Source organism: Streptomyces phaeofaciens (assembly GCF_014648915.1).
GTDB lineage: Bacteria > Actinomycetota > Actinomycetes > Streptomycetales > Streptomycetaceae > Streptomyces > Streptomyces phaeofaciens.
In genome coordinates this window covers 1-19891 of record NZ_BMSA01000021.1, presented here as the reverse complement: position 1 = coordinate 19891, position 19891 = coordinate 1, and the positions used below count along the sequence as shown (strand labels likewise).

Genomic DNA, 19891 nt, shown 5'->3' with positions numbered 1-19891 from the left:
GTTACTCTAACTCTGACTGGTGGTTCCTGCCCAGGTTTCCGCCGAGTCATGGGCTCGAAGCAGAGTTCTCACGACGAGGAGTTGGTCCCGCATGGCCGCCGCCGAACTGACCACGCACGATCTGATCGCCCAGCACCGGCCCACGCTCGACCAGGCCCTGGAAGCGATCCGCACCCGCGCGTACTGGTCACCCCACCCGGAGCACCCGAAGGCCTACGGGGAGAACGGCAGCCTGGACGCGGCGGCCGGCAAGGCCGCCTTCGACGCCGTCCTGGACACCCGCCTCGACCTCGGCCAGCCCGGCACGGACGACTGGGTCGGCGGCGAGGTCTCGCCGTACGGCGTCCCGCTCGGCGTGACGTACCCGCACGCGGACCTGGACACGCTGCTGCCCGCCATGACGGCCGGACAGCGGGCCTGGCGGGACGCGGGCGCGGAGATCCGCGCCGTGGTCTGCCTGGAGATCCTCAAGCGGATCAGCGACCGCACGCACGAGTTCGCGCACGCGGTCATGCACACCTCCGGCCAGGCCTTCATGATGGCGTTCCAGGCCGGCGGCCCGCACGCGCAGGACCGCGCCCTGGAGGCGGTGGCGTACGCGTACGTGGAGCAGGTCCGCACCCCCGACACCGCGGAGTGGAGCAAGCCCCAGGGCAAGCGCGACCCGCTGTCCCTCACCAAGAGCTTCACCGCCGTCCCGCGCGGGATCGCCCTGCTCGTCGGCTGCAACACCTTCCCGACGTGGAACGGCTACCCGGGCCTGTTCGCCTCCCTGGCCACCGGCAACGCGGTCCTGGTCAAGCCCCACCCGCGCGCGGTGCTGCCGCTCGCGTTGACCGTGCAGGTCACGCGGGAGGTGCTGGCCGCGGCCGGCTTCGACCCGAACCTGGTGGCGCTGGCCGCCGAGCGGCCGGACGAGGGCATCGCGAAGACCCTGGCCACCCGCCCGGAGATCCGGATCGTCGACTACACCGGCTCGACCGCCTTCGGCGACTGGCTGGAGGCCAACGCCCGCCAGGCGCAGGTCTACACCGAGAAGGCCGGCGTCAACACGGTGATCGTCGAGTCCACCGCGAACTACAAGGGGATGCTCGCCAACCTGGCGTTCTCGCTGTCCCTGTACAGCGGCCAGATGTGCACCACCCCGCAGAACCTCCTGATCCCCCGCGACGGCATCCGCACCGACGAGGGCCCGAAGACCTACGACGAGGTGGTCACCGACCTCGCCCGTTCCGTGGACGGCCTGCTGGGCGACGACGCGCGCGCGAACGCCCTGCTCGGCGCGATCGTCAACCCGGACGTCAAGGCCCGGCTGGAGGCCGCGGCGGGCCTCGGCGAGGTCGCCCTGGCCTCCCGCGAGGTCGTCAACCCGGAGTTCCCGGACGCGATCGTGCGCACTCCGGTGATCGTGCGGCTCGACGGGGCGCGCAAGTACTGGGAGGGCGCCGACGACGAGGCCGCCTACATGAACGAGTGCTTCGGCCCGGTCTCCTTCGCCGTCGCCGTCGACTCGGCGGCCGACGCCGTCGCCCTGCTGCGGCGCACGGTCCGCGAGAAGGGCGCGATGACGGTCGGCGCGTACACGACCGACGCGGAGGTCGAGCGGGCGATCGAGGACGTCTGCCTGGAGGAGGCCGCCCAGCTGTCCCTCAACCTCACCGGCGGGGTGTACGTCAACCAGACGGCCGCCTTCTCCGACTTCCACGGCTCCGGCGGCAACCCGGCGGCCAACGCGGCCCTCACCGACGGCGCGTTCGTCGCCAACCGCTTCCGGGTGGTGGAGGTGCGCCGCGAGGCGTAGGCCCTACGAGGGTGCGCCCCCGGTCGCGCTCCAGTGGTACAGCGTCATGGCCACACTGGTCGCGAGGTTGTAGCTGGAGACCTGGGGGCGCATCGGCAGCGACAGCAGATGGTCGGCCCGCGCGCGCAGGTCCGCGGAGAGCCCGCTGCGTTCCGAGCCGAAGGCCAGCAGGGCGTCGTCCGGGAGCTTCACGCCCCGGATGTCGTCGCCCTCGGGGTCGAGGGCGAACACCGGCCCCGGCGGCAGCTCGTCGACGGCCAGCCGCTCCACGGCCGTCGCGAAGTGCAGCCCCGCCCCGCCGCGCACGACGGTCGGATGCCAGGGGTCGAGGGTGCCGGTGGTGACCACCCCGGTCGCCCCGAAACCGGCGGCCAGCCGGATCACCGCCCCCGCGTTGCCGAGGTTGCGCGGGTGGTCCAGGACCACGACCGGCGCGCCGCGCGGGGTGCGGGCCAGCCGCTCCAGGTGCGCCGCGCGCGCGGGACGCACCGCCAGCGCGGCGACCGCGGTGGGGTGCGGGCGGGGCACCAGGGACGCGTAGACCGCCTCCGGGACCTCCGTGAGCAGCGCGTCCAGCCGGGGGCGTACATCGGGGGCCAGCTCGTCGGCGAGGGCGAGCGCCGCCGTCCGGTCGGCGGTGACCGCCACCGGGATCTCGGCGCCGAAGCGCACGGCGTGCTTGAGGGCGTGGAAACCGTCGAGCAGCACCGAGTCGGGCGCCAGCCGCCGCCACCGGCCAAGGGGGTCGGTCATGCCTCGAAGCCTACGTGGCTGGGCCGCGGGTTCTCCGGGGCACGCGGCTCCGGCACGGTGGCCCGGCCCTCACGGGAGAACAGCCGCGCACGCGCGCGTGCCGCCCATCGGCCCAGCCGCCGCAGGAACGACGTCGGCAGGAACACCGCGTCGGTCGCGATCATCGCCAGGGAGAAGAACGGCAGCCCGAGGATCACGGCGATCGCCGCGTGCTCCAGCATCATCACCGCCAGCAGGACGTTCTTCACCCGCCGGTTGAACAGCGTGAACGGGAAGGCGACCTGCACGATCACGGTCCCGTACGTCACCAGCAGCACCATCGTGCCGCTGCTCGTCAGCAGGTCGCCGAGGAGCGGCCAGGGCGAGAAGTAGTCCAGTTGCAGCGGGTAGTAGACCGCGGTGCCGTCCTGCCAGCGCGAGCCCTGGACCTTGTACCAGCCGGCCGTCGCGTAGATGAGACAGGCCTCCGCCATGATCACGACCAGGGCGGAGTTGTGCAGGATGTTGCCGATCACGTCGAGCAGGATGCGCGGCTCCGCCGAGCGCGCGCGGCGCCCGACGACCCACCACAGGCCGAGGCAGCTCCACACCGCCCACAGCAGCGCGGGCACCGTCCAGGCGCTGTGGAAACCGCCCGTCGCGGTCAGCACGACCAGCGCGAACCCCAGGACACCCCACAGGACCGGCCCGACCGCGTCGGTGACCCGCTCCCCCCGCGCGCGTGCCTCGGCCGCCCGGCGCTCCCGCCGGGCGTCCAGCGACCACACCCGGCCGCAGCGCGTGAACACGAGGTAGATCGCCATCAGGTGCACGACGTTGTCGCCGCCGTCGCCCATGAAGACACTGCGGTTCTGCAGCGACAGCACGCCGACCATGAACAGCACGGACATGGTGCGGGTGCGCCAGCCCACCAGCAGGGCCGCGCTCGACAGCAGCGCGAGCCCGTACACGGCCTCGAACCAGCCCCGGCCGTCCGACCACAGCAGGAGGGTGAACGCCCCGTTGGTGTCGATCAGCTGCCGGGCCAGCTCCCAGCCCCACGGGCTGTCGGGGCCGTACAGCTCGCCGCGGTGGATGAACTCGCGCAGCAGGAACAGCAGCCAGGTCGCGCTGAAGCCGATGCGGATCATGGCGCTCTGGTAGGGGCCGAGCGCCGACTCGGTGACCCGGGCGATGGCGGCCGACACCGACAGGGTGAACCGGTTCACTTCACGTCTCCCTCGGCCTCGCCGGGCAGCACCGACCACCACGACAGCACGCGGTACACCGCCTGCGACGACACCTTCTCGGTGCTCCAGTCCGGCGGGTCCACGTTGGTGGAGCTGGAGCGGACCTGGACCCGCTCGACGACACCGTCGGCGCCGGTCGCGCCGCCGCGCTCCAGTCGCAGCACCACGATCCGGCGCAGATACGTCTCGGAGAGCGTGCCGCGCAGGCCGACCGCGCGGTTGTCGGAGTCATGGCTGGCGGTGAAGAAGTCCCAGGCGCGGCGCAGCTCGTTCTGCTGGGTGTGGCTCGGCACCGGGTTGCCGTCGATGTCCCGGCCGTCCTGCGCGGACAGGTCGTACCAGCCGGTGGTGCGCGAGCTTCCGTCCGGGGTGCGGATCTGGGCGCGGACCTGGACGGCGATGTTCTGCTGGAGCGGGTTGGGAGCGAAGAGCTTCCAGTTCTGCTCGAACTCCGGGTAGATCCAGTCGTCGATCGCCTCGCCGTGCGTCTTGGTGACCGTGTTCGACGGCGCGACGTGCAGGAACACCATCCCGAGGTGGACGCAGACGGCGACCGCGACGACGGCGAGGGCCAGGGCGGCGCCGATCTGATAGCGGGGCGAGAGCGCGGCCACACCGGTACGGGGCTCGGGGGAGCCGGGCGGGGCGCCGGGTGCGGGGGAGTCGACGGGCGTGGCGGGGGAGTCGACGGCCATGCCGGGCAGGACGGCGGGTGCGGGCGGCGCCTGTGGCTCCTGTGCCGCTTTCGCCCCCTGCGTGGCGTCCGAGCCTGAGTCGTACGCGTCCATTCCGCCCCGTTCCCCGATTCCGGTCGTCTTCCCGCTGCGTCGCGCAATCGCGAACGGTACCCACCCTCACCCGTTCGGCGCAGCCCTCTCCCGTGCCGCCCGTCGGTCCCGGAGCCGTGAGGTTGTCCACACGGGGCGCCCTCAGCTCGTCCACAGCGGGGGCCCACCCTACGACGGCCGCCTGTCGGGGGAACCACGTACACCGAACGATCGGTCGGGACAGGTCGGGCAAGGCCGGACGGGCCGGGCGGGGCGGTCGGACGGACCGGGCGGGGCGGCGCTTCGGCGGGAGGGTGGCCGCCCGGCCGTTCCCTTCTCCTAGAACCTGTTCTATCTTGACGACCCGTCAGATCAGCTGACCCGTCGGAAGGACAGGCCGTGGACTTCACCTTCAGCGAGGAGCAGCAGGCGGCGGCCGAGGCGGCGCGCGGAGTGCTCGCCGGGGTCGCGCCGGACGGCGTGCCCAGCCCCGCGCTCACCCAGGGCCGCCCCGTCGCCGACGACCTCGACCGGACGCTGTGGGCCAGGCTCGCCGACGCGGACCTGCTGAGCCTGCTCCTCGACGAGGAGTACGGCGGGGCCGGCCTGGACGCCGTCGCGTTCTGCCTGGTGCTGCGCGAGGCGGGCAAGGTGCTGGCACGGGTACCGCTGCTGGAGAGCGGCGCCGCCGCTGCCGCCGTACAGGCCCACGGCGGGCCGCAGCTGCGGTCCGCGCTGCTGGCCCGCGCCGGGCGGGGCGAGGTCGTGCTGACCGTCGCCGCCCACGGCCGCACCGGGCACGACGCGGCCGAACTCGCCGTGACCGCCCGGCCCGACGGCGACGACTGGGTACTGGACGGGGTGCAGACGGCCGTGCCGTGGGCGTACGAGGCCGACTTCCTCGTCGTGCCCGCACGCACCGGCGACGACCGGAGCGTCCTCGCGGTGGTGGCACGCGGACACGAGGGGACCGCACTGGCCGAACAGATCTCCACCACCGGCGAGCGGCTGGGCGAGCTGCGGCTGGAGTCGGCCCGGGTCGCCGCCCAGGACATGATCACCGCCGACGGCGCCTGGGAACACCTGCGGGCGCTGCTCACCACGGGAACCTGCGCGCTGGCGCTGGGCCTCGGTGAACGGGTGCTGGCCATGACCAGCGAGTACGCCGGCAAGCGGGAGCAGTTCGGGCACCCGATCGCCAGCTTCCAGGCGGTCGCCGTCCAGGCCGCCGACCGCTACATCGACCTGCGCGCCATGGAGGTCACCCTGTGGCAGGCCGCCTGGCGGATCGCCTCCGGGGCGCCGGGCGCGCTGCCCGTCTCCGGGGACATCGCCGTCGCCAAGATCTGGGCCTCCGACGGCGTACGACGGGTCGTGCAGACCGCGCAGCATCTGCACGGCGGCTTCGGCGCCGACGTCGACTATCCGCTGCACCGGTACCACGCCTGGGCCAAGCACCTGCAGCTGTCGCTCGGGCCGGCGGCGGCGCACGAGGAGGCGCTGGGCGACCTGCTGGCCGCCCATCCCCTCGGCTGACCCCACGGGTACGGGCAGGACCGCAGGACTAGAGGACGCCGCCGGGCTGTCCGTCGTCCGTCACGACCGGGCGGCCCACGGCCTGCCAGAGCTGCATCCCGCCGTCGACGTTCACCGCGTCGATGCCCTGCTGGACCAGATACATCGTGACCTGGGCCGAGCGCCCGCCGGAACGGCAGATCACATGGATCCGCCCGTCCTGCGGGGCGGCCTCGGTCAGCTCGCCGTAGCGGGCGACGAACTCACTGATGGGGATGTGCAGTGCCCCCTGGGCATGACCCGCCCGCCACTCGTCGTCCTCGCGGACGTCCAGCAGGAAGTCGTCGTCCTTGAGGCCACCGACCTCGACCGTGGGCACACCAGCTCCGAAACTCATACCCCCGACGCTACCGGACCGGGTCCGGCGGGCGGCGGGGCATGGGGCATCGGGTGATCACCCGACGAGCTGGGCCAGCTCCGCTTCCTTCCCGGAGACCTCGGCCAGGAGCTTGTCGGCGATCTCGTCGAGCAGGGTGTCGGGGTCGTCCGGCGCCATCCGCAGCATGGAACCGATGGCGCTCTCCTCCAGATCGCGGGCGATCATCGTGAGCAGTTCCTTGCGCTCGGCCAGCCACTCGAGGCGGACGTACAGCTCCTCGCTGGGGGTCGGGCGCCGTTCGGCGGGGGCCGGACCGGCCGCCCACTCCTCGGCCAGCTCCCGCAGCAGAGCCTCGTCGCCACGGGCGTAGGCGGCGTTGACGCGGGCGATGAACTCGTCGCGGCGCGCCCGCTCGTCGTCCTCCTGCGCCAGGTCGGGGTGAGCCTTGCGGGCCAGCTCGCGGTAGAGCTTGCGGGCCTCCTCGCTGGGCCGCACCCGCTCCGGGGGGCGCACCGACTGGTCCGTGAGCATCGCCGCGGCCTCCGGGAACAGGCCGTTCTCGTCCATCCAGCCGTGGAACAGCTCCTCGACCCCGGGCATCGGCAGCACCCGGCCGCGCGCCTCCTCGGCCTTGCGCACGTCCTCGGGGTCGCCGGTGCGGGCGGCCTTGGCCTCCGCTATCTGCGCGTCCAGCTCGTCGAGCCGGGCGTACATCGGACCGAGTTTCTGGTGGTGGAGCCGCGAGAAGTTCTCGACCTCGACGCGGAAGGTCTCCACCGCGATCTCGAACTCGATCAACGCCTGCTCAGCGGCCCGAACGGCCTGTTCCAGCCGCTCCTCGGGCCGTGGCTGCTCAGCTTCGGGGGTCGTCACCCGACCAGCCTAGGCCACGGCTCGCCCGACCAGGGAAGCTCTCGCCCACGGGAAGCCTCGCCGGAGGTCCGGCCGGCGATCCTCGCCGGCCCGGCTCAGCCCCGCGCCTGCGGGCAGTCCGCCGGTACCCACTCCGCCTCCAGGTCCCGGCAGACCACGACGAGGGTGCCCGGGCGGCAGGCTATTTCGTGGGTGCAGCCCTGGGGGTGCGGAAGGATCTCGTCGAGGACGACGTCGCCCAGATCGTCGAGGGCGCAGACATCGAGGACATCGGCCTGGAAACGGGCGACGCCGCGATAGCGGACGATCAGGTCCTCGTCGTGCTTCCAGCAGTTGTGGCCGAAGCGGATCTCGATGTCGTCGTCCCCGGTGCGGCGGGCCTCGCCGGGCTTGAGGTCCTTCACGCACCGTTTGCCGGAGAAGGCGTAGTGGCCGGGGTCGGTGGCGAAGGCGCGGGCCCCCGGGGGCAGCCGCTCCACGAGCGCGGGCAGCTGCTCCAGGTAGGGCCGTGGGTCCAGAACCCCGGTCAGGTCCCCCACCACCCCGTCGAGATCGACGTACCTCACTGGGCGTCCACCGTCCTCACACCCCCGTCTCCGCCGCGATCCGGCCCGCCCGTACCGCCTTCACCAGGTCCGCGTGGTCCGCCTCCGTGAGGTCGGCGTAGGCGACGGCGAACGTGGCGATCGCCTCGTCGAGTTCGTCGTTCTTGCCGCAGTAGCCGGCGATCAGACGCGGGTCGGCGCTGTGGGAGTGCGCGCGGGCCAGCAGCGCGCCGGTCATCCGGCCGTAGTCGTCGACCTGGTCGGGGGCGAGCGCGGCCGGGTCGACGCTGCCCTTGCGGTTGCGGAACTGCCGCACCTGGAAGGGGAGTCCGGCGACCGTCGTCCAGCCCAGCAGGACGTCGCTGACCACCTGCATCCGCTTCTGCCCCAGCACCACCCGGCGTCCCTCGTGGCCGGCCTCCGGCGCCTCGAAGCCCGCCGTCGCCAGATGCGGGACCAGGGCCGACGCGCGCGCCTCCTTCACCTGGAGCACCAGCGGCTCGCCCCGGTGGTCCAGCAGCAGCACGACGTACGAACGCGTGCCCACGCTGCCCGTGCCGACGATCCGGAAGGCGACGTCCTGCACCGCGTGGCGGGCCAGCAGGGGGTGCCGGTCCTCGGAGAGCGTGGCCAGGTACTCCTCCAGGGACGCGGCCACCGCCGCCGCCTCCTCGTCCGGCACCTGACGCAGCACCGGCGGGGCGTCGACGAAACGCCGCCCGCCGTTCTCGGTCGGCTCGGTCGACTTCGCCGCGAACCGCCCGCTCGTGTTGGCCCGCGCCTTCTCGGAGACCCGCTGCAAAGTGCCCACCAGATCGTGGGCGTCGGTGTGCGAGACCAGTTCCTCGTCGGCGATCGCGTTCCACGCGTCGAGGACCGGGAGCTTGGCCAGCAGCCGCATCGTCCGCCGGTAGGAACCGGCCGCGCCGAGGGCCGCCTTGCGGCAGGTGTCCTCGTCGGCGCCGGCCACCCGGCCCGCGAGCACCAGGGACGCGGCGAGCCGCTTGAGGTCCCACTCCCAGGGCCCTTCGACGGTCTCGTCGAAGTCGTTCAGATCGATGACCAGGCCGCCGCGCGCGTCGCCGTACAGACCGAAGTTGGCCGCGTGGGCGTCACCGCAGATCTGGGCGCGGACCCGCGTCATGGGCGTGCGGGCCAGGTCGTACGCCATCAGACCCGCCGAGCCGCGCAGGAACGCGAACGGCGTGGCCGCCATCCGGCCCACCCTTATCGGCGTCAGCTCGGGGAGCCGGCCCTGGCTGGACTCCTCGACGGCCGCCACCGCGTCGGGGCGCGAGGGGTCCAGGTCGAGTGCGGCGTGCGACGACCGCGGCACCCCGTCGCGCAGGGCCTTGCCCTCTTCCTTGGGCAACCCCGCCAGAGGCCACTCCGCGAAGCCGCTCACCTTGGGGAGCCTGCGTGCCCCACTCGTCTCTGCCACGCCGGACCCAGTCACAGCGACCGCCTCCCCCGCACACGAACGTCGATCAATTCGTGCCGACCGTACCGTCCGTCGGCCGAAAGATGTCAGTCCCTGTGGACAACTCCCGGTCTGTGGACAACTGCGCCCCCCACTCGGCGGATGCCACGGCGTGCCGCGCCCAGGCCGGAGGCCGTTTCACGTGAAACAACTCCCCTGCACGAGGCCCATGTTCACCACGGAAACCCGAAAACCGGAGAGCCGGAGGCCTGGAGAGCCGAAGACCCGAAGACCCGGAGACCCGAAGACCCGGAGACCCGAAGAGCCAGAGACCCGAAGAGCCAGAGACCCGAAGAGCCAGAGACCCGAGACCCCAAGTCCCCAGGACCCAAATCCCCGCGACCCTAGCCCCCAGGTCCCGAAGGCCCCGCCCCCACCGCCGCAGCCGCCCTCTAAGCCCCCGGTATCTCCATCAAGGTGATGACGCTGGAGAACACACACAGATCGTTCTGCACCAGCGACACCACCGCCCGGGTCGTGCTCCGGTCGGGCGAGTCCAGCAGGCCCGCGTGGATCCAGCAGGGCACGTCGAGTTCGCAGTAGCGGGCGAAGAGGGTGTCCATGCCGACGGCCACGACGGGCCGCGGGTGGGCCACGGCCTGCGCGGCCTGGCGGGCCGCCTCCAGCAGGAGCATGCCCGGCGCATGGTCCACCGGGTGATCGAAGAGCACCGGGTGGCTCAGGTCGACCCGCAGCCGGCTGCGTCCGGGCACGTCGGAGGCGGCGAGGACGACATCGGCCGGGTGTGCGCGCCCCACGCGCGCGGGCTCCACCGGCGGGGCCGGCGGGAGCGCCCGGGAGGTGGCCCGGGCCAGGTCGGCGTAGGGGCCGCGCAGACGCTCGTAGAGGGCCGGGGCGTGGTTGGCGAAGCGGGTGCGGGCGGTGCCGACGCGGATACCGTCCCGCAACACCTCGATCTGGAGGTTCATCGAGGCCAGCCGACCGGACCGGCGCACGACATCCTGGCAGGCGATGCGCAGCTCGACCTCGGTGTCACCCTCGCCGACGGCCAGTGCGGCGGGCGTGAGCGCATAGTTCAGACTGCTCCATGACTGGCGGTGGCCGAAGGGCGCGCCATAGCCGGCGTGGCTGAGCAGGGGCACCGTCTGGCGGACCGTTTCAGCGAGCAGGAGAGGGTCGTGCAGGCCATGACGGGAGGTGTAGAAACCGTGGCTCCGCGGCCAGTCGGCGCTGATCCGGTAGGTGTCGGCCCCCGTGGCCCGCGCCTCCGTGAGGAGGACCTCCGACACATCCACCTTGTGCACGTATTCGCCTGTGACCGGAATCCCGGCCGTGACGTCCGGCGTGAGCTGAGCAGTACTGGACACGCGAACCTTCCCCCCTGAGTGACCAACCCCGACCGCACACGGAGGCCGGGGACCCACTAAACATAAAGAGCGCTCGGTTCTGCATGACCATGGCCCGGCAAAGACATAGCCAATACACTGCCAAGGCGGCGGCCATGGACGTTCCACCGAACACGCGCAGGATCGCGCATTTCTCAAGGACATCTGGGAAACCTCTGGACACAACGCCCATACGCGGAGAATATAGCGATCGTTCTGTTTTTGGAGGGGTAATGAGACAGCTGAAGCAGCAACGGGCCATGGAGACCCGCGAGGCGATCCTGCATGCCGCGGCGGCCGTCTTCGACGAACTGGGCTATGCCGGGGCGAGCATCAACCGCATCCTGGAGCGCTCCGGCACCACCGCCGGCGCCCTCTACTTCCACTTCGGCTCCAAGGAGAGCCTGGCCCGCGCGGTCATGCAGGCCCAGTCCGACACGATCGTCCCGCTGCTGACCTCGGAAGGGCTCCAGCGGCTGGTCGACATCACCATGATCTGGTCGCACCAGCTCCAGACCAGCACCCTGTTGCGGGCCGGCGTACGCCTGACCACGGAACAGAGCGCGTTCGGCATGGAGGACGCCGCCCGGCCCTATGAGGAGTGGGCGACGATCATGCAGGAGTGCCTGGTCACGGCCGAGGAACGGGGCGAACTCCAGGCCGGGGTGGATCCGCGGGAGCTGGCCGAACTCGTCGTCGAGACCTGTACCGGCATGCAGCTCTTCGCCTCCGCCGCCAGCGGCCGCGCGGACCTCCCCCAACGCGCCGTGCGCATGTGGAAGCTGCTGCTCCCGGGCATCGCCGTGCCCGCCCTCGCGATCCGCGTGGTGATCGATCCCGAACGCGGCCGAGCGGCCGTCTATGGCACTCTTCCGGAAGCAAGTTCGACTGCTTGACCGGCCCCCCGCGCGCCGGCCGCGCACTCCGGCGGCCTGGTGACCAGCGGCATCGGCGGAGTCGACGACTGCCGCCGACGCCTGCCCAGGGCAACGACGCACGGGCAACGCCGAGCGCACCGACGAGTGCGCACGGTCGTTCGGGAGGCCCGTACGTCAAGCAACGCTCTCGGGAGGGAACATGGGGGAATTCACCAAGCTGCGGCTGGCCGCACTCAATATCGACGGCGTGCTGCTGAACGACACGTTCAGCCCGGTCATCCACCACTTCGTCGTCAGCAGGGGCGGGGAGTACACCGCCGACACGGAACGCGCCATCTTCTCGCAGCCCCAGCACATCGCCGGGCAGCGCATGGCGGAGGCGATCGGCGGGGGCCTGACCGGCGAACAGGCCCTGGCCGCCTACTTCGAGGACCGCGACCGGTACGTGGCGAGCCACCCGGTCGTGGTGAACGAGGGCGCGGTGGAACTGCTGCGGCTCCTGCGCCGGCTGGGCCTGCGCACCGTCTGCTACGGCGGACTGTCGAAGGACCACTTCGACCGCTTCCTCGGGGAGCACGCCGACCTCTTCGACGGCCCGGGCTACGTGTGCACCAACGACATCCGGCCCGGCATCCACGAGATCACCACGGACGTCTTCGGCCTGAAGCACGACGAGGCCCTCTTCGTCGACGACGTGGCCCGCGTCGCCGAGGCCGCGCGCGCCCTGAACACCCCGTTCGTCGGCCTGCCCAGCTCCTTCGCGCACGGCTTCCAGCGCCGGCTGATGCGGGAGGCCGGGGTACGCCACCTCGTGGACCGCCTCGACCGGATCGACGAGGACCTGCTGCGGCGGATCGACGCCCGCACCGCCGCCGGCACGACGTGGGAGGAGTGACCGTGCTGCACGGCAGAGTCGCGATGATCACCGGCGCCTCCAGCGGCATCGGGGCCGCCGCGGCCCGGCACTTCGCCGCCGAGGGAGCCGCGGTCGTCCTCATGGCCCGGCGCGCGGAGCCCCTCGAGGCGCTCGCCGAGGAGATCCGGGCCGCGGGCGGCCGCGCCCTCGCCGTACCCGGCGACGTGGCCGAGTCCAAGGACGTGGCCCGCGCGGTCGAGCACGCCGTCGAGACCTTCGGCCACCTCGACGCCGCCTTCAACAACGCCGGTTACGCCACCGCGGGCCGGCCGCTCCACGAGATCGACGACGAGACGTACGAGCGGACCCTGGACGTCAATGTGCGCGGCGTCTGGAACTGTCTGCGCCACCAGATACCCGTCATGCTCGCCTCCGGTCGCGGCGGAGCCGTGGTCAACACCTCCAGCGTCGCGGGCACCGCGGCCACCGGGGCCTCGGCGGCGTACGTGGCCGCCAAGCACGCCGTCATCGGCCTGACCAAGGCGGCCGCCGCGGACTACGGCGACCGGGGCATCCGCGTCAACGCCCTGGTCGTGGGCGCCACCCGCACCGAGATGATGGCCCAGGTCCTCCAGCAGGCACCGGAGTTGGAGGAGACCTTCGCCGCGGCCTCCATCCAGCGGCGGATGGCGGACCCGGTGGAGGTGGCCCGGGCCGCCGCCTGGCTGTGCAGCGACCGGGCGTCGTTCATCACCGGAGCGGCCGTACCGGTGGACGGCGGGGCGACCGCCACGCACTGACCGCCGCCGCGAGGGGGGCGCCCGGTTTGCCCCACGCATTCCGCGCGCCCCTTACGGGGTCAGCGGGGTCAACCCCCTCCGGGCGAAAAAATAAAGAACGATCGCTTTGAATCCAGGGCGTTGCTCGTATACCTTCCAGACGGACCCAGGGAAGGAGTGCGACGGTGCAGGTCAGGGCGGCGCGTACCCGCGAGGCCATCATCCGTGGGGCCGCCGAGCGTATGGACGCCCAGGGCTACCGGGGAGCCAGCCTCGCCGACATCTGCCGGTCGAGCGATGTCTCCGTCGGGGCCCTGGTCTTCCACTTCCGCGACAAGACCGGGCTGGCCGAGGCCGTCGTCGAGGCCGGCTCGGCGACCGCGCGCGCCACCGCCGAGGCGGCCTCCCAGGAGTACGACTCCCCCCTGCACGCGGTGGGAACGCTGCTGCGCGCCCTCACCGTGCTGCTGCGGGAGGACGTCGTCGTCCGGGCGAGCGCCCTGCTGGCCCGGGAACGGCCGGACATCGCCGCGCACTGGCACGACGCGTGGACCCCGCGGCTCACCGAACTCGTCGAGCAGGCCGACACCCGCGGCGAGCTCGCTCCCGAGGTCGAACCCGGGCTGGTTACGGCCCTGGCGGACCGTCTGATGACGGCCGCCGAGGCATACCCGCGCACCCGCCGGCCGGAGCACTGCCCCGACCCGGGCCTCGAAGTCACCCGCCTGTGGTCCCTGATCCAGCGCGGCATCGCGAACCGCCGCACCTAGGGCCTGTCGGCGACCGCACCGCCCCTCTGCACAAATCCCCCGTACCACCCCGAAGGCGACCCGTCGACGTGTCCCTCCCTCATCCCGGATGCCAAAACAAAACGAGTGCTCTATATTTTTCAACGATGGCCGCTCCCGACGGGGGCAGGTATCAAAGGGGGAACTGTCATGCACACCGTGGTCCACCCGACGCCCGCACGCGTACGGCACAGCGCCGTCCACCGTGACCCGAGACGCGTCCCACCCGCGCAGCAGCGTCGCGACGAGGTGCGACGGCACCGCGAGGAACTGCTGGAGACGCTCTTCTCCTCGCTCAGCAGACGGGACCAGCGGGTGCGCGGCGAGCACTATCTGCGTGGCCTGCTCCTGGCCGACGGCCGCAAGTCCGTCCGCAACATCGCCCTCTCCCTCGGCCTGCCGGACGAGGAACAGCGGCTGCACCACTTCATCAGCGGCTCGACCTGGGACTGGGCGCCCATGCGGGCCGCGCACGCCGGGTTCCTCGACCGGCTGCGCCCGGCGCAGGCCTGGGTACTGCACGCCGTGACCATTCCCAAGGTCGGCGAGCACACGGTCGGGGTGGATCGTTTCTTCGATGCGCGGGCGGGCCGGGTCGTCGGCGGCCAGCGGGCCTTCGCCGCGTGGTACGCCTCCCCCGGCTTCAGCGCACCGGTCAACTGGAAACTGTTCATGCCACGCCATTGGATGGACGACGACGAGTTGCGCGGCCGCGCCGAGATCCCGCCCGCTCTCAGCTACGCGCCCATCGACCAGTGCGGCCCCGCCGCCGTCCTGGAGGCGGCCCGCGACTGGCAGCTTCCGCCCCGGCCGGTGCTCATGGATCTGCGCGGCGACACCAACTGGCAGTCCGCCCGCCGTTTCGTCACCGCGGGACTGCCCGTGCTGGCCCGGACCTCGGCGGCCGACCGCTTCGTCGTGGACGACCCCGCACCGCTCCGCGTCCACGGGCATCCCGCGCCGGCCCCGAACATCCTCGAACCCGGGCATCAGGCGTCCGCCGCCGGCATCCTCGAACCCGGGCACCCCTCGTCGGCCCCGAACATCCTCGAACCCGGGCATCCCGCGTCCGCCGCCGGCATCCTCGAAGCCGTCCGCTCCGCCCGGCGCGAGGTCGAGTGGACGGACCCGGGAAACCCCGGCCTGACGCACACCTCATGGGTGGCCGCCGTACGGGTCCGGCTGCCCGACGACCGGCTGGGCGCCCACCGGCCGCTGTTGCTCCTCGGCGAATGGCACCCCGGCCAGGAGACCCCGGCGCAGATCTGGGTGTCCGACCTGGCCCAGGCGGCCCCGGCGGAGCTGATGCGGCTGACGAAGCTGACCCGCCGGGTCGCCCTCGACCAGAGCCTCGGAGCCGGCCGGACGGGGACGCGGGACTTCGTCGGACGGTCCTTCTGCGGCTGGCACCGGCACATGACCCTGGCGTCGGCGGCCCACACCATGCGTCTCCTGGGCAACACGGCCGCCTGACCCACCTGCCACGGCCCCCTGAACCCACCCGCCGCCGGGGCGGCACAAACCCGACGGCCCCGCACCGCACGGCGAGCCCCGCTAGCTCGGGGAAGGCTCCCGGGACGACTCCACGCACTCGCCCAGCGCCAGCTCCGGCGCGGCGGGAGCCCCCGGCAGGACCGTCCACCGGCGCAGCCGCGCGTGCTCGTCCAGCCGTGCGTCGCCCGCCACCACGACGGGCGTACCCACCGCCTCCAGGATCGGCAGATCGGACAGATGGTCGCCGTAGGCGAAGCAGTCGGTGAGGCTCGCCCCGTGGACCGAGGCGGCCAGCCGGGCCGCGTCGGCCTTGACCGCGCCGATCATCGGCTCCCTCAGCAGGTGCCCGGTGTATCGCCCGTCGGTGATCTCGGGCAGCGTGGCCCAGATGTCCGTCACCCCCAGATGCTCGGCGAGCGGCCAGAGCACGGCGGGGAAGGAGCCCGAGACGAGGACGACGGTCTCGCCGCGCGAGACATGGCCGCGCAGGGCGTCGACCGCGCTGCCGTTGAGCAGACCGCCCCGGACCAGCTCCGCCTCGAACCAGGTGCGGGCCAGCCGGGTCACGGTCGCCGCGTCGGCGTCGCGGAAGTTGGCGAAGTAGGCCCGGTTCGTCGCCTCGCGGGGCACGCCCACGGCGGTCATGGCCTTCAGTTCCTGGCGCCGCTGCTCGTACACATGGGGGCCGTGACCCTGCGCGGCGAGGTAGTAGCGCAGGAAGCGGAAGATCGTGGTGGCCGTGGTGAGGGTTCCGTCGACGTCGAAGAAGGCGAGGCGGCGGGGGCTCATGGTCTCTCCTCGGGAGGAAGGTGCCGCCCCGGTCCGGCGCCGTGGACGACGGCGCCGGACCGGGGCGGCGGGCCGGTCAGCCCTGGATGCCCTTGGACTTGAGGAGTTCCACGGTGCCGGCGATCGTGCCGGCCTCCTGGAGCTCGTGGTCCTCGATGTCGACGTCGAAGCGGCGCGAGAGGGCCACGGCGAACTCGACGAGGACCAGGGAGTCGAACTCCAGGCTCTCGAAGTTGGTGTCGACGTCGGTGGCCTCCGGAACCTCGTAGTCGGTGCGCAGAATGTCGAGCAGGACGTCGGCCAGGGGCAGCGTGGACGTGGTCATGTGGGATCGCCTTTCTGGGGCACGGGAGTTCGTGGTGGGGGCGGGGTGGGACGGGGCGGAGCGGGCCGCGGATCAGGCGGGGATGATGTCCGGCCAGGTGAGCGCGACCGATCCCCAGGTGAGGCCGCCGCCGAAGGCGGTCAGCAGGACCCGGGCGCCCGGCGTGAGCGAGCCGTCGGCGGCCGCGTCGGCGAGCGCCAGCGGAATGGATGCCGCGGAGGTGTTGCCGACCTTGTCGAGGTTGATGACCGCGCGCTCCTCGGGGATGCCGAGCCCGCGGGCCACCGCGTTGAGGATCCGTACGTTGGCCTGGTGGCCCACCAGCCAGTCGACCTGGTCGGCACTCCAGCCCAGCCGGTCGAGCACGGTCTGCGAGGACTCGGTCATCCGGTTGACGGCCTGGGTGAAGACCTGCTTGCCCTGCATCGTGAAGTAGTGCTCGTCGGCGGCGGGCGCCGGCGTGGTGGCACGCTGGCGTGAGCCGCCGGCCGGGATCGTGATCAGGTTCCGGCCGCTGCCGTCGGACCCGAGGTCCATGTCGAGCAGCAGTCCGTTCCCGTCCGTCTCCTCGCCCGGCACCGCGGAGAGCACGACCGCTCCGGCGCCGTCGCCGAAGATGACGTTGGTGGTGCGGTCGGTGGGGTTGAGGATGGTGGAGTAGGTCTCGGCGCCGATGACCAGGGCTCTTCGCGCGAGGCCCGCGTGGATGTGCGACGAGGCGGCCGCGAGCGCGTAGAGGAATCCGGAGCACACGGCGGCGATGTCGTAGGCCGGGACGTGCCCGAGGTCCAGCCGGGAGGCCACGTCGGGGGCGGTCGCGGGGCAGGGGTTGTCGGGTGTGGTGGTGGCCAGGACGACCAGGTCGACCGCGCCGGCCCCGGCCTCCAGCCCGGCCGACTTGAGGGCGCGGTGCCCGGCCTCGACCGCCAGGTCACCGGTGGAGACACCGGGACCGGCCCAGTACCTGCTCCGGATGCCGGTGCGGCTGGTGATCCACTCGTCGGTGGTGTCGAGGCGGGCGCAGAGGGTTTCGTTGGTGATGCGCTGCGGCGGCAGATAGCTGCCCAGGCCGACCAGCGCGACGGCTGTGTTGTCCACGGTGATCGCTTCCTGAAGGGTCGGCGGCGGTGCTCAGGGCAGCAGATGGGCGACGTTGCAGCTCATCCGCAGGTCCCCGAGGGACGCGGTGATCACCGCGGTGCGCCAGGTGCCCTCGGCGGTGGGCAGAGCGGTGCTCCGTCCGAGCGCGACCCGGAAGCGGTCGTCGGAACGGGGCCCGTCGGAACGGGGCCCGTCGGAAGCGGGGACGGCCTCGATCGTGGTCCGGCGCATCCACAGCGTGTTGGACTCGGCGCGGGTCAGGTCGTCCAACTCGTAGAGCAGCACCTGCCCGAGCTGGAGCGCGCAGACGAACAGATCGACTGCCGTGGGTCCCTGGCCCTTCGCCACGTCCTGGCCGTCGACGAGGGTGAGCCGGGCGTCGGCCGTGCCCTCGGAGGCGTCCGCGCGCACGTCCTCCAGATACTGGGCGCGCTCATGGTGGGAGACCCCGAACGGGGCGGTGTTCCAGGGCCCGTCGAGTTCCGCGGAGTCGGCGTAGGAGCCCTCCGCGAAGTGCTCTTCACCCGTGGGGTGCTCGGCCTCGACCTGTACACTCATCGCGCCGACCGTGCAGTCCATGGTGGTGATGGACTGACCGGGGGCGTCAGGAGAGACGACGGTCGAGCGGAGCCGGGCGGACACCCGGAACCGTTCGAGACCCTCTTCGTCGGGAGCGTTGCCGGCCTTGATGCGCAGTCCGCGGACACGGAACCGCGCGTCGGCCGGGAGGCGTCGTGCGTGCGCGACGTACACCCCGGTGAGCCGTGCGGCGACGATCATCCCGTCGAGGGTCGACAGGTGCGGCCGCTGAAGGGTCTCGCCCTTGCGCGACCAGGTGTCGGGCAGGTGGATCCCCACGGTGGCATGCACCTGCCCCGTCGAGCCCTCGGCACCCGGTGAGCCCGCGGCCCCCGTCGAACCGGTGGTACCTGTCGCATCGCCGGTACCCGTCGCATCGGGTACGACCGTGATGTCGGCCAGCGAGTAGCTCACCCGCTTGAAGCCCTCCCCGAAGAAGCGCGTGTGGCGCTCCCCGAGGACGTCGTCGACGCTGTCGAGTCGAAGTCCTTGTATGAGGCCGTCGGCCTGCATGAAAATCCTCCCCCTTCGGATTCGATGACCGCCGCCCGCGCCGGCCCGGACAAGCCGGCGCGGGCGGCGGGCTGGCTCAGTGGCCGGCGAGCTGCGCCTGCACGGAGAAGACGCCGTGGTGGAAGTACAGACGGGCCTCGGCGATCAGACCGTCCTCGTCGAGGCGGAAGACCGAGATGCCGGACCAGTTGACGGGGTTGCCGTCGGTGGTCACCACGGCACCGCGCCAGGACACGGCGGTCTCGCCGCCGGTGGTGTACGCCTCGATCGGGGTGATGCCGATGAACGGGTCGAACAGCGGGATCACCTTGCGCAGCTTGGCGAGGATCGCCTCACGGCCACGGATCGGCTCGCTGCCGACCGGGTCGTAGAACAGGGCGTCCTCGGCGAAGCCCGCGCCCCACAGCTCGGCGTCGGCGGCCAGCGAACCGGCGTAGAACTGGTGGACAGCCTTGGGCATGGCCGGGAATGACATGTGCTTCTCTCTCTCGCTTACGGGGGTGACGGGTACTACGGGGGTGACGGGTACGGGGAGGCGCCGGATCAGGCGGTGAACGCCTCGTGGATCGCGTAGCTGTCCTCGTACATGTGGTAGCGGGCGATGTGGCCGTCGACGACGGTGAAGTGCAGCGCGTACCGGTTGTGGAACTTCTTCTTCGTGGCGATCACCTCGAAGACGCAGTTCGCGATGACGACGGCGTCCTCGCCCTGCGTGACCCGCGTGGTGACCTCGAACGACTCGGGGCCGCTGAGGAGTTGCGGGAAGAGCCCGAAGAACTCGGCGATCTCGTCCTTGGTGGAACGGGAGCCGGTCCAGGGCACGTTCGGGGCGCCGACGACATGAAAGTCGACGGTGTCGGCGAACTGGCCGAGCAGGGCCTCGGAGTCTCCCGCGCCGAACGCGGCGAAGAAGGCGTCGACGGTCTCGTCGGTGGTGCGGGCGGCGGCGGCTGTGGTCAAGACGGTTCCAACTCTCTTGCTTCGATGGGGGCGAGGGGGCAAGTGGGGGTGGCGTGGGGGGGGGGGGAAGTGGTGTGTGGGGGAAGTGGTGTGTGGGGGGTCAGGCGGTGAGGCCGAGGGCGGTGCGGCCTGCCAGGACGA

The 19891-nt window shown here is 72.0% G+C and carries 21 protein-coding genes; 7 read left to right on the top strand and 14 right to left on the bottom strand.

Annotation, left to right across the window (positions count from 1 at the left end; translation table 11 throughout):
- Positions 1–91: 91 nt before the first annotated feature.
- Positions 92–1801, top strand: a complete 1710-nt coding sequence (paaN, locus tag IE275_RS30090; protein WP_189714896.1) for a phenylacetic acid degradation protein PaaN — start codon at positions 92–94, stop codon at positions 1799–1801.
- Between the two features lie 3 nt (positions 1802–1804).
- Here the strand turns inward: paaN and IE275_RS30085 are convergent, their stop codons facing one another.
- The 3 genes from IE275_RS30085 to IE275_RS30075 are packed head-to-tail and all read right to left on the bottom strand — an operon-like array spanning position 1805 to position 4571.
- Positions 1805–2554 (bottom strand): TrmH family RNA methyltransferase, encoded by a 750-nt coding sequence (locus IE275_RS30085; protein ID WP_189714895.1) that lies wholly within the window; start codon positions 2552–2554, stop codon positions 1805–1807.
- Complete coding sequence (locus tag IE275_RS30080; protein WP_189714893.1) at positions 2551–3762, bottom strand: HTTM domain-containing protein; 1212 nt, start codon at positions 3760–3762, stop codon at positions 2551–2553. Before IE275_RS30080 ends, IE275_RS30085 begins: the two co-directional genes overlap by 4 nt.
- Complete coding sequence (locus IE275_RS30075) at positions 3759–4571, bottom strand: DUF5819 family protein (RefSeq protein WP_189714891.1); 813 nt, start codon at positions 4569–4571, stop codon at positions 3759–3761. Before IE275_RS30075 ends, IE275_RS30080 begins: the two co-directional genes overlap by 4 nt.
- Before the next feature lie 378 nt (positions 4572–4949).
- Between IE275_RS30075 and IE275_RS30070 the strand changes: the two genes are divergently transcribed.
- Positions 4950–6086 (top strand): acyl-CoA dehydrogenase family protein, encoded by a 1137-nt coding sequence (locus IE275_RS30070; RefSeq protein ID WP_189714889.1) that lies wholly within the window; start codon positions 4950–4952, stop codon positions 6084–6086.
- A 28-nt stretch (positions 6087–6114) separates the two neighbouring features.
- Here the strand turns inward: IE275_RS30070 and IE275_RS30065 are convergent, their stop codons facing one another.
- The 5 genes from IE275_RS30065 to IE275_RS30045 all read right to left on the bottom strand — a co-directional run bounded on the left by IE275_RS30065 (position 6115) and on the right by IE275_RS30045 (position 10670).
- The gene (locus IE275_RS30065; RefSeq protein ID WP_189715231.1) at positions 6115–6444 is read right to left on the bottom strand and encodes a rhodanese-like domain-containing protein; all 330 of its coding nucleotides are present in this window, start codon (positions 6442–6444) and stop codon (positions 6115–6117) included.
- Positions 6445–6519: 75 nt separating this feature from the next.
- Positions 6520–7317 (bottom strand): J domain-containing protein, encoded by a 798-nt coding sequence (locus tag IE275_RS30060; protein ID WP_189714887.1) that lies wholly within the window; start codon positions 7315–7317, stop codon positions 6520–6522.
- A 95-nt stretch (positions 7318–7412) separates the two neighbouring features.
- The gene (locus IE275_RS30055; protein WP_189714885.1) at positions 7413–7883 is read right to left on the bottom strand and encodes a hypothetical protein; all 471 of its coding nucleotides are present in this window, start codon (positions 7881–7883) and stop codon (positions 7413–7415) included.
- 16 nt (positions 7884–7899) lie between these two features.
- Positions 7900–9318 carry a DUF2252 domain-containing protein gene (locus IE275_RS30050; protein WP_229870712.1) on the bottom strand — a complete coding sequence of 473 codons (1419 nt, stop codon included), beginning with the start codon at positions 9316–9318 and terminating at the stop codon, positions 7900–7902.
- 416 nt (positions 9319–9734) lie between these two features.
- Entirely contained in the window at positions 9735–10670 is a 936-nt protein-coding gene (locus IE275_RS30045) for a ScbA/BarX family gamma-butyrolactone biosynthesis protein (protein WP_189714883.1), read from the bottom strand.
- Between the two features lie 251 nt (positions 10671–10921).
- Between IE275_RS30045 and IE275_RS30040 the strand changes: the two genes are divergently transcribed.
- The 5 genes from IE275_RS30040 to IE275_RS30020 all read left to right on the top strand — a co-directional run bounded on the left by IE275_RS30040 (position 10922) and on the right by IE275_RS30020 (position 15462).
- Entirely contained in the window at positions 10922–11584 is a 663-nt protein-coding gene (locus IE275_RS30040) for a ScbR family autoregulator-binding transcription factor (protein WP_189714881.1), read from the top strand.
- A 181-nt stretch (positions 11585–11765) separates the two neighbouring features.
- Positions 11766–12461 (top strand): HAD family phosphatase, encoded by a 696-nt coding sequence (locus IE275_RS30035; RefSeq protein ID WP_189714879.1) that lies wholly within the window; start codon positions 11766–11768, stop codon positions 12459–12461.
- A gap of 2 nt (positions 12462–12463) precedes the next feature.
- On the top strand, positions 12464–13222 hold the full coding sequence (locus IE275_RS30030) for an SDR family NAD(P)-dependent oxidoreductase (protein ID WP_268255304.1): 759 nt from the start codon (positions 12464–12466) through the stop codon (positions 13220–13222).
- A 164-nt stretch (positions 13223–13386) separates the two neighbouring features.
- On the top strand, positions 13387–13971 hold the full coding sequence (locus IE275_RS30025; RefSeq protein ID WP_189714875.1) for a TetR family transcriptional regulator: 585 nt from the start codon (positions 13387–13389) through the stop codon (positions 13969–13971).
- A gap of 168 nt (positions 13972–14139) precedes the next feature.
- Positions 14140–15462, top strand: coding sequence for an IS701 family transposase (locus tag IE275_RS30020; RefSeq protein WP_189714873.1), 1323 nt, complete (start codon positions 14140–14142; stop codon positions 15460–15462).
- An 81-nt stretch (positions 15463–15543) separates the two neighbouring features.
- Here the strand turns inward: IE275_RS30020 and IE275_RS30015 are convergent, their stop codons facing one another.
- The 6 genes from IE275_RS30015 to IE275_RS29990 form a co-directional block, all read right to left on the bottom strand.
- A complete protein-coding gene (locus IE275_RS30015; protein WP_189714871.1) occupies positions 15544–16272 on the bottom strand; it encodes an HAD family hydrolase in 729 nt (242 codons plus the stop codon).
- Between the two features lie 76 nt (positions 16273–16348).
- Positions 16349–16597 carry an acyl carrier protein gene (locus IE275_RS30010; RefSeq protein ID WP_189714868.1) on the bottom strand — a complete coding sequence of 83 codons (249 nt, stop codon included), beginning with the start codon at positions 16595–16597 and terminating at the stop codon, positions 16349–16351.
- Between the two features lie 72 nt (positions 16598–16669).
- Positions 16670–17695 carry a beta-ketoacyl-ACP synthase III gene (locus IE275_RS30005; protein ID WP_189714866.1) on the bottom strand — a complete coding sequence of 342 codons (1026 nt, stop codon included), beginning with the start codon at positions 17693–17695 and terminating at the stop codon, positions 16670–16672.
- A gap of 33 nt (positions 17696–17728) precedes the next feature.
- Positions 17729–18790: an AvrD family protein gene (locus IE275_RS30000; protein WP_189714864.1), complete on the bottom strand. Its 1062-nt coding sequence runs from the start codon at positions 18788–18790 to the stop codon at positions 17729–17731.
- 76 nt (positions 18791–18866) lie between these two features.
- Positions 18867–19250, bottom strand: coding sequence for a nuclear transport factor 2 family protein (locus tag IE275_RS29995; protein ID WP_189714862.1), 384 nt, complete (start codon positions 19248–19250; stop codon positions 18867–18869).
- An 83-nt stretch (positions 19251–19333) separates the two neighbouring features.
- Entirely contained in the window at positions 19334–19750 is a 417-nt protein-coding gene (locus IE275_RS29990) for a nuclear transport factor 2 family protein (RefSeq protein WP_189714860.1), read from the bottom strand.
- Between the last annotated feature and the right edge of the window lie 141 nt (positions 19751–19891).

What these genes read in the sequence shown, in the direction of transcription:
- IE275_RS30040 (WP_189714881.1), top strand. Translation starts at nt 10,922, where the DNA reads ATGAGACAGCTGAAGCAGCAACGGGCCATGGAGACCCGCGAGGCGATC.
- IE275_RS30000 (WP_189714864.1), bottom strand. Translation starts at nt 18,790, where the DNA reads ATGCAGGCCGACGGCCTCATACAAGGACTTCGACTCGACAGCGTCGAC.
- IE275_RS30035 (WP_189714879.1), top strand. Translation starts at nt 11,766, where the DNA reads ATGGGGGAATTCACCAAGCTGCGGCTGGCCGCACTCAATATCGACGGC.
- IE275_RS29995 (WP_189714862.1), bottom strand. Translation starts at nt 19,250, where the DNA reads ATGCCCAAGGCTGTCCACCAGTTCTACGCCGGTTCGCTGGCCGCCGAC.
- paaN (WP_189714896.1), top strand. Translation starts at nt 92, where the DNA reads ATGGCCGCCGCCGAACTGACCACGCACGATCTGATCGCCCAGCACCGG.
- IE275_RS30010 (WP_189714868.1), bottom strand. Translation starts at nt 16,597, where the DNA reads ATGACCACGTCCACGCTGCCCCTGGCCGACGTCCTGCTCGACATTCTG.
- IE275_RS30020 (WP_189714873.1), top strand. Translation starts at nt 14,140, where the DNA reads ATGCACACCGTGGTCCACCCGACGCCCGCACGCGTACGGCACAGCGCC.
- IE275_RS30075 (WP_189714891.1), bottom strand. Translation starts at nt 4,571, where the DNA reads ATGGACGCGTACGACTCAGGCTCGGACGCCACGCAGGGGGCGAAAGCG.
- IE275_RS30085 (WP_189714895.1), bottom strand. Translation starts at nt 2,554, where the DNA reads ATGACCGACCCCCTTGGCCGGTGGCGGCGGCTGGCGCCCGACTCGGTG.
- IE275_RS30015 (WP_189714871.1), bottom strand. Translation starts at nt 16,272, where the DNA reads ATGAGCCCCCGCCGCCTCGCCTTCTTCGACGTCGACGGAACCCTCACC.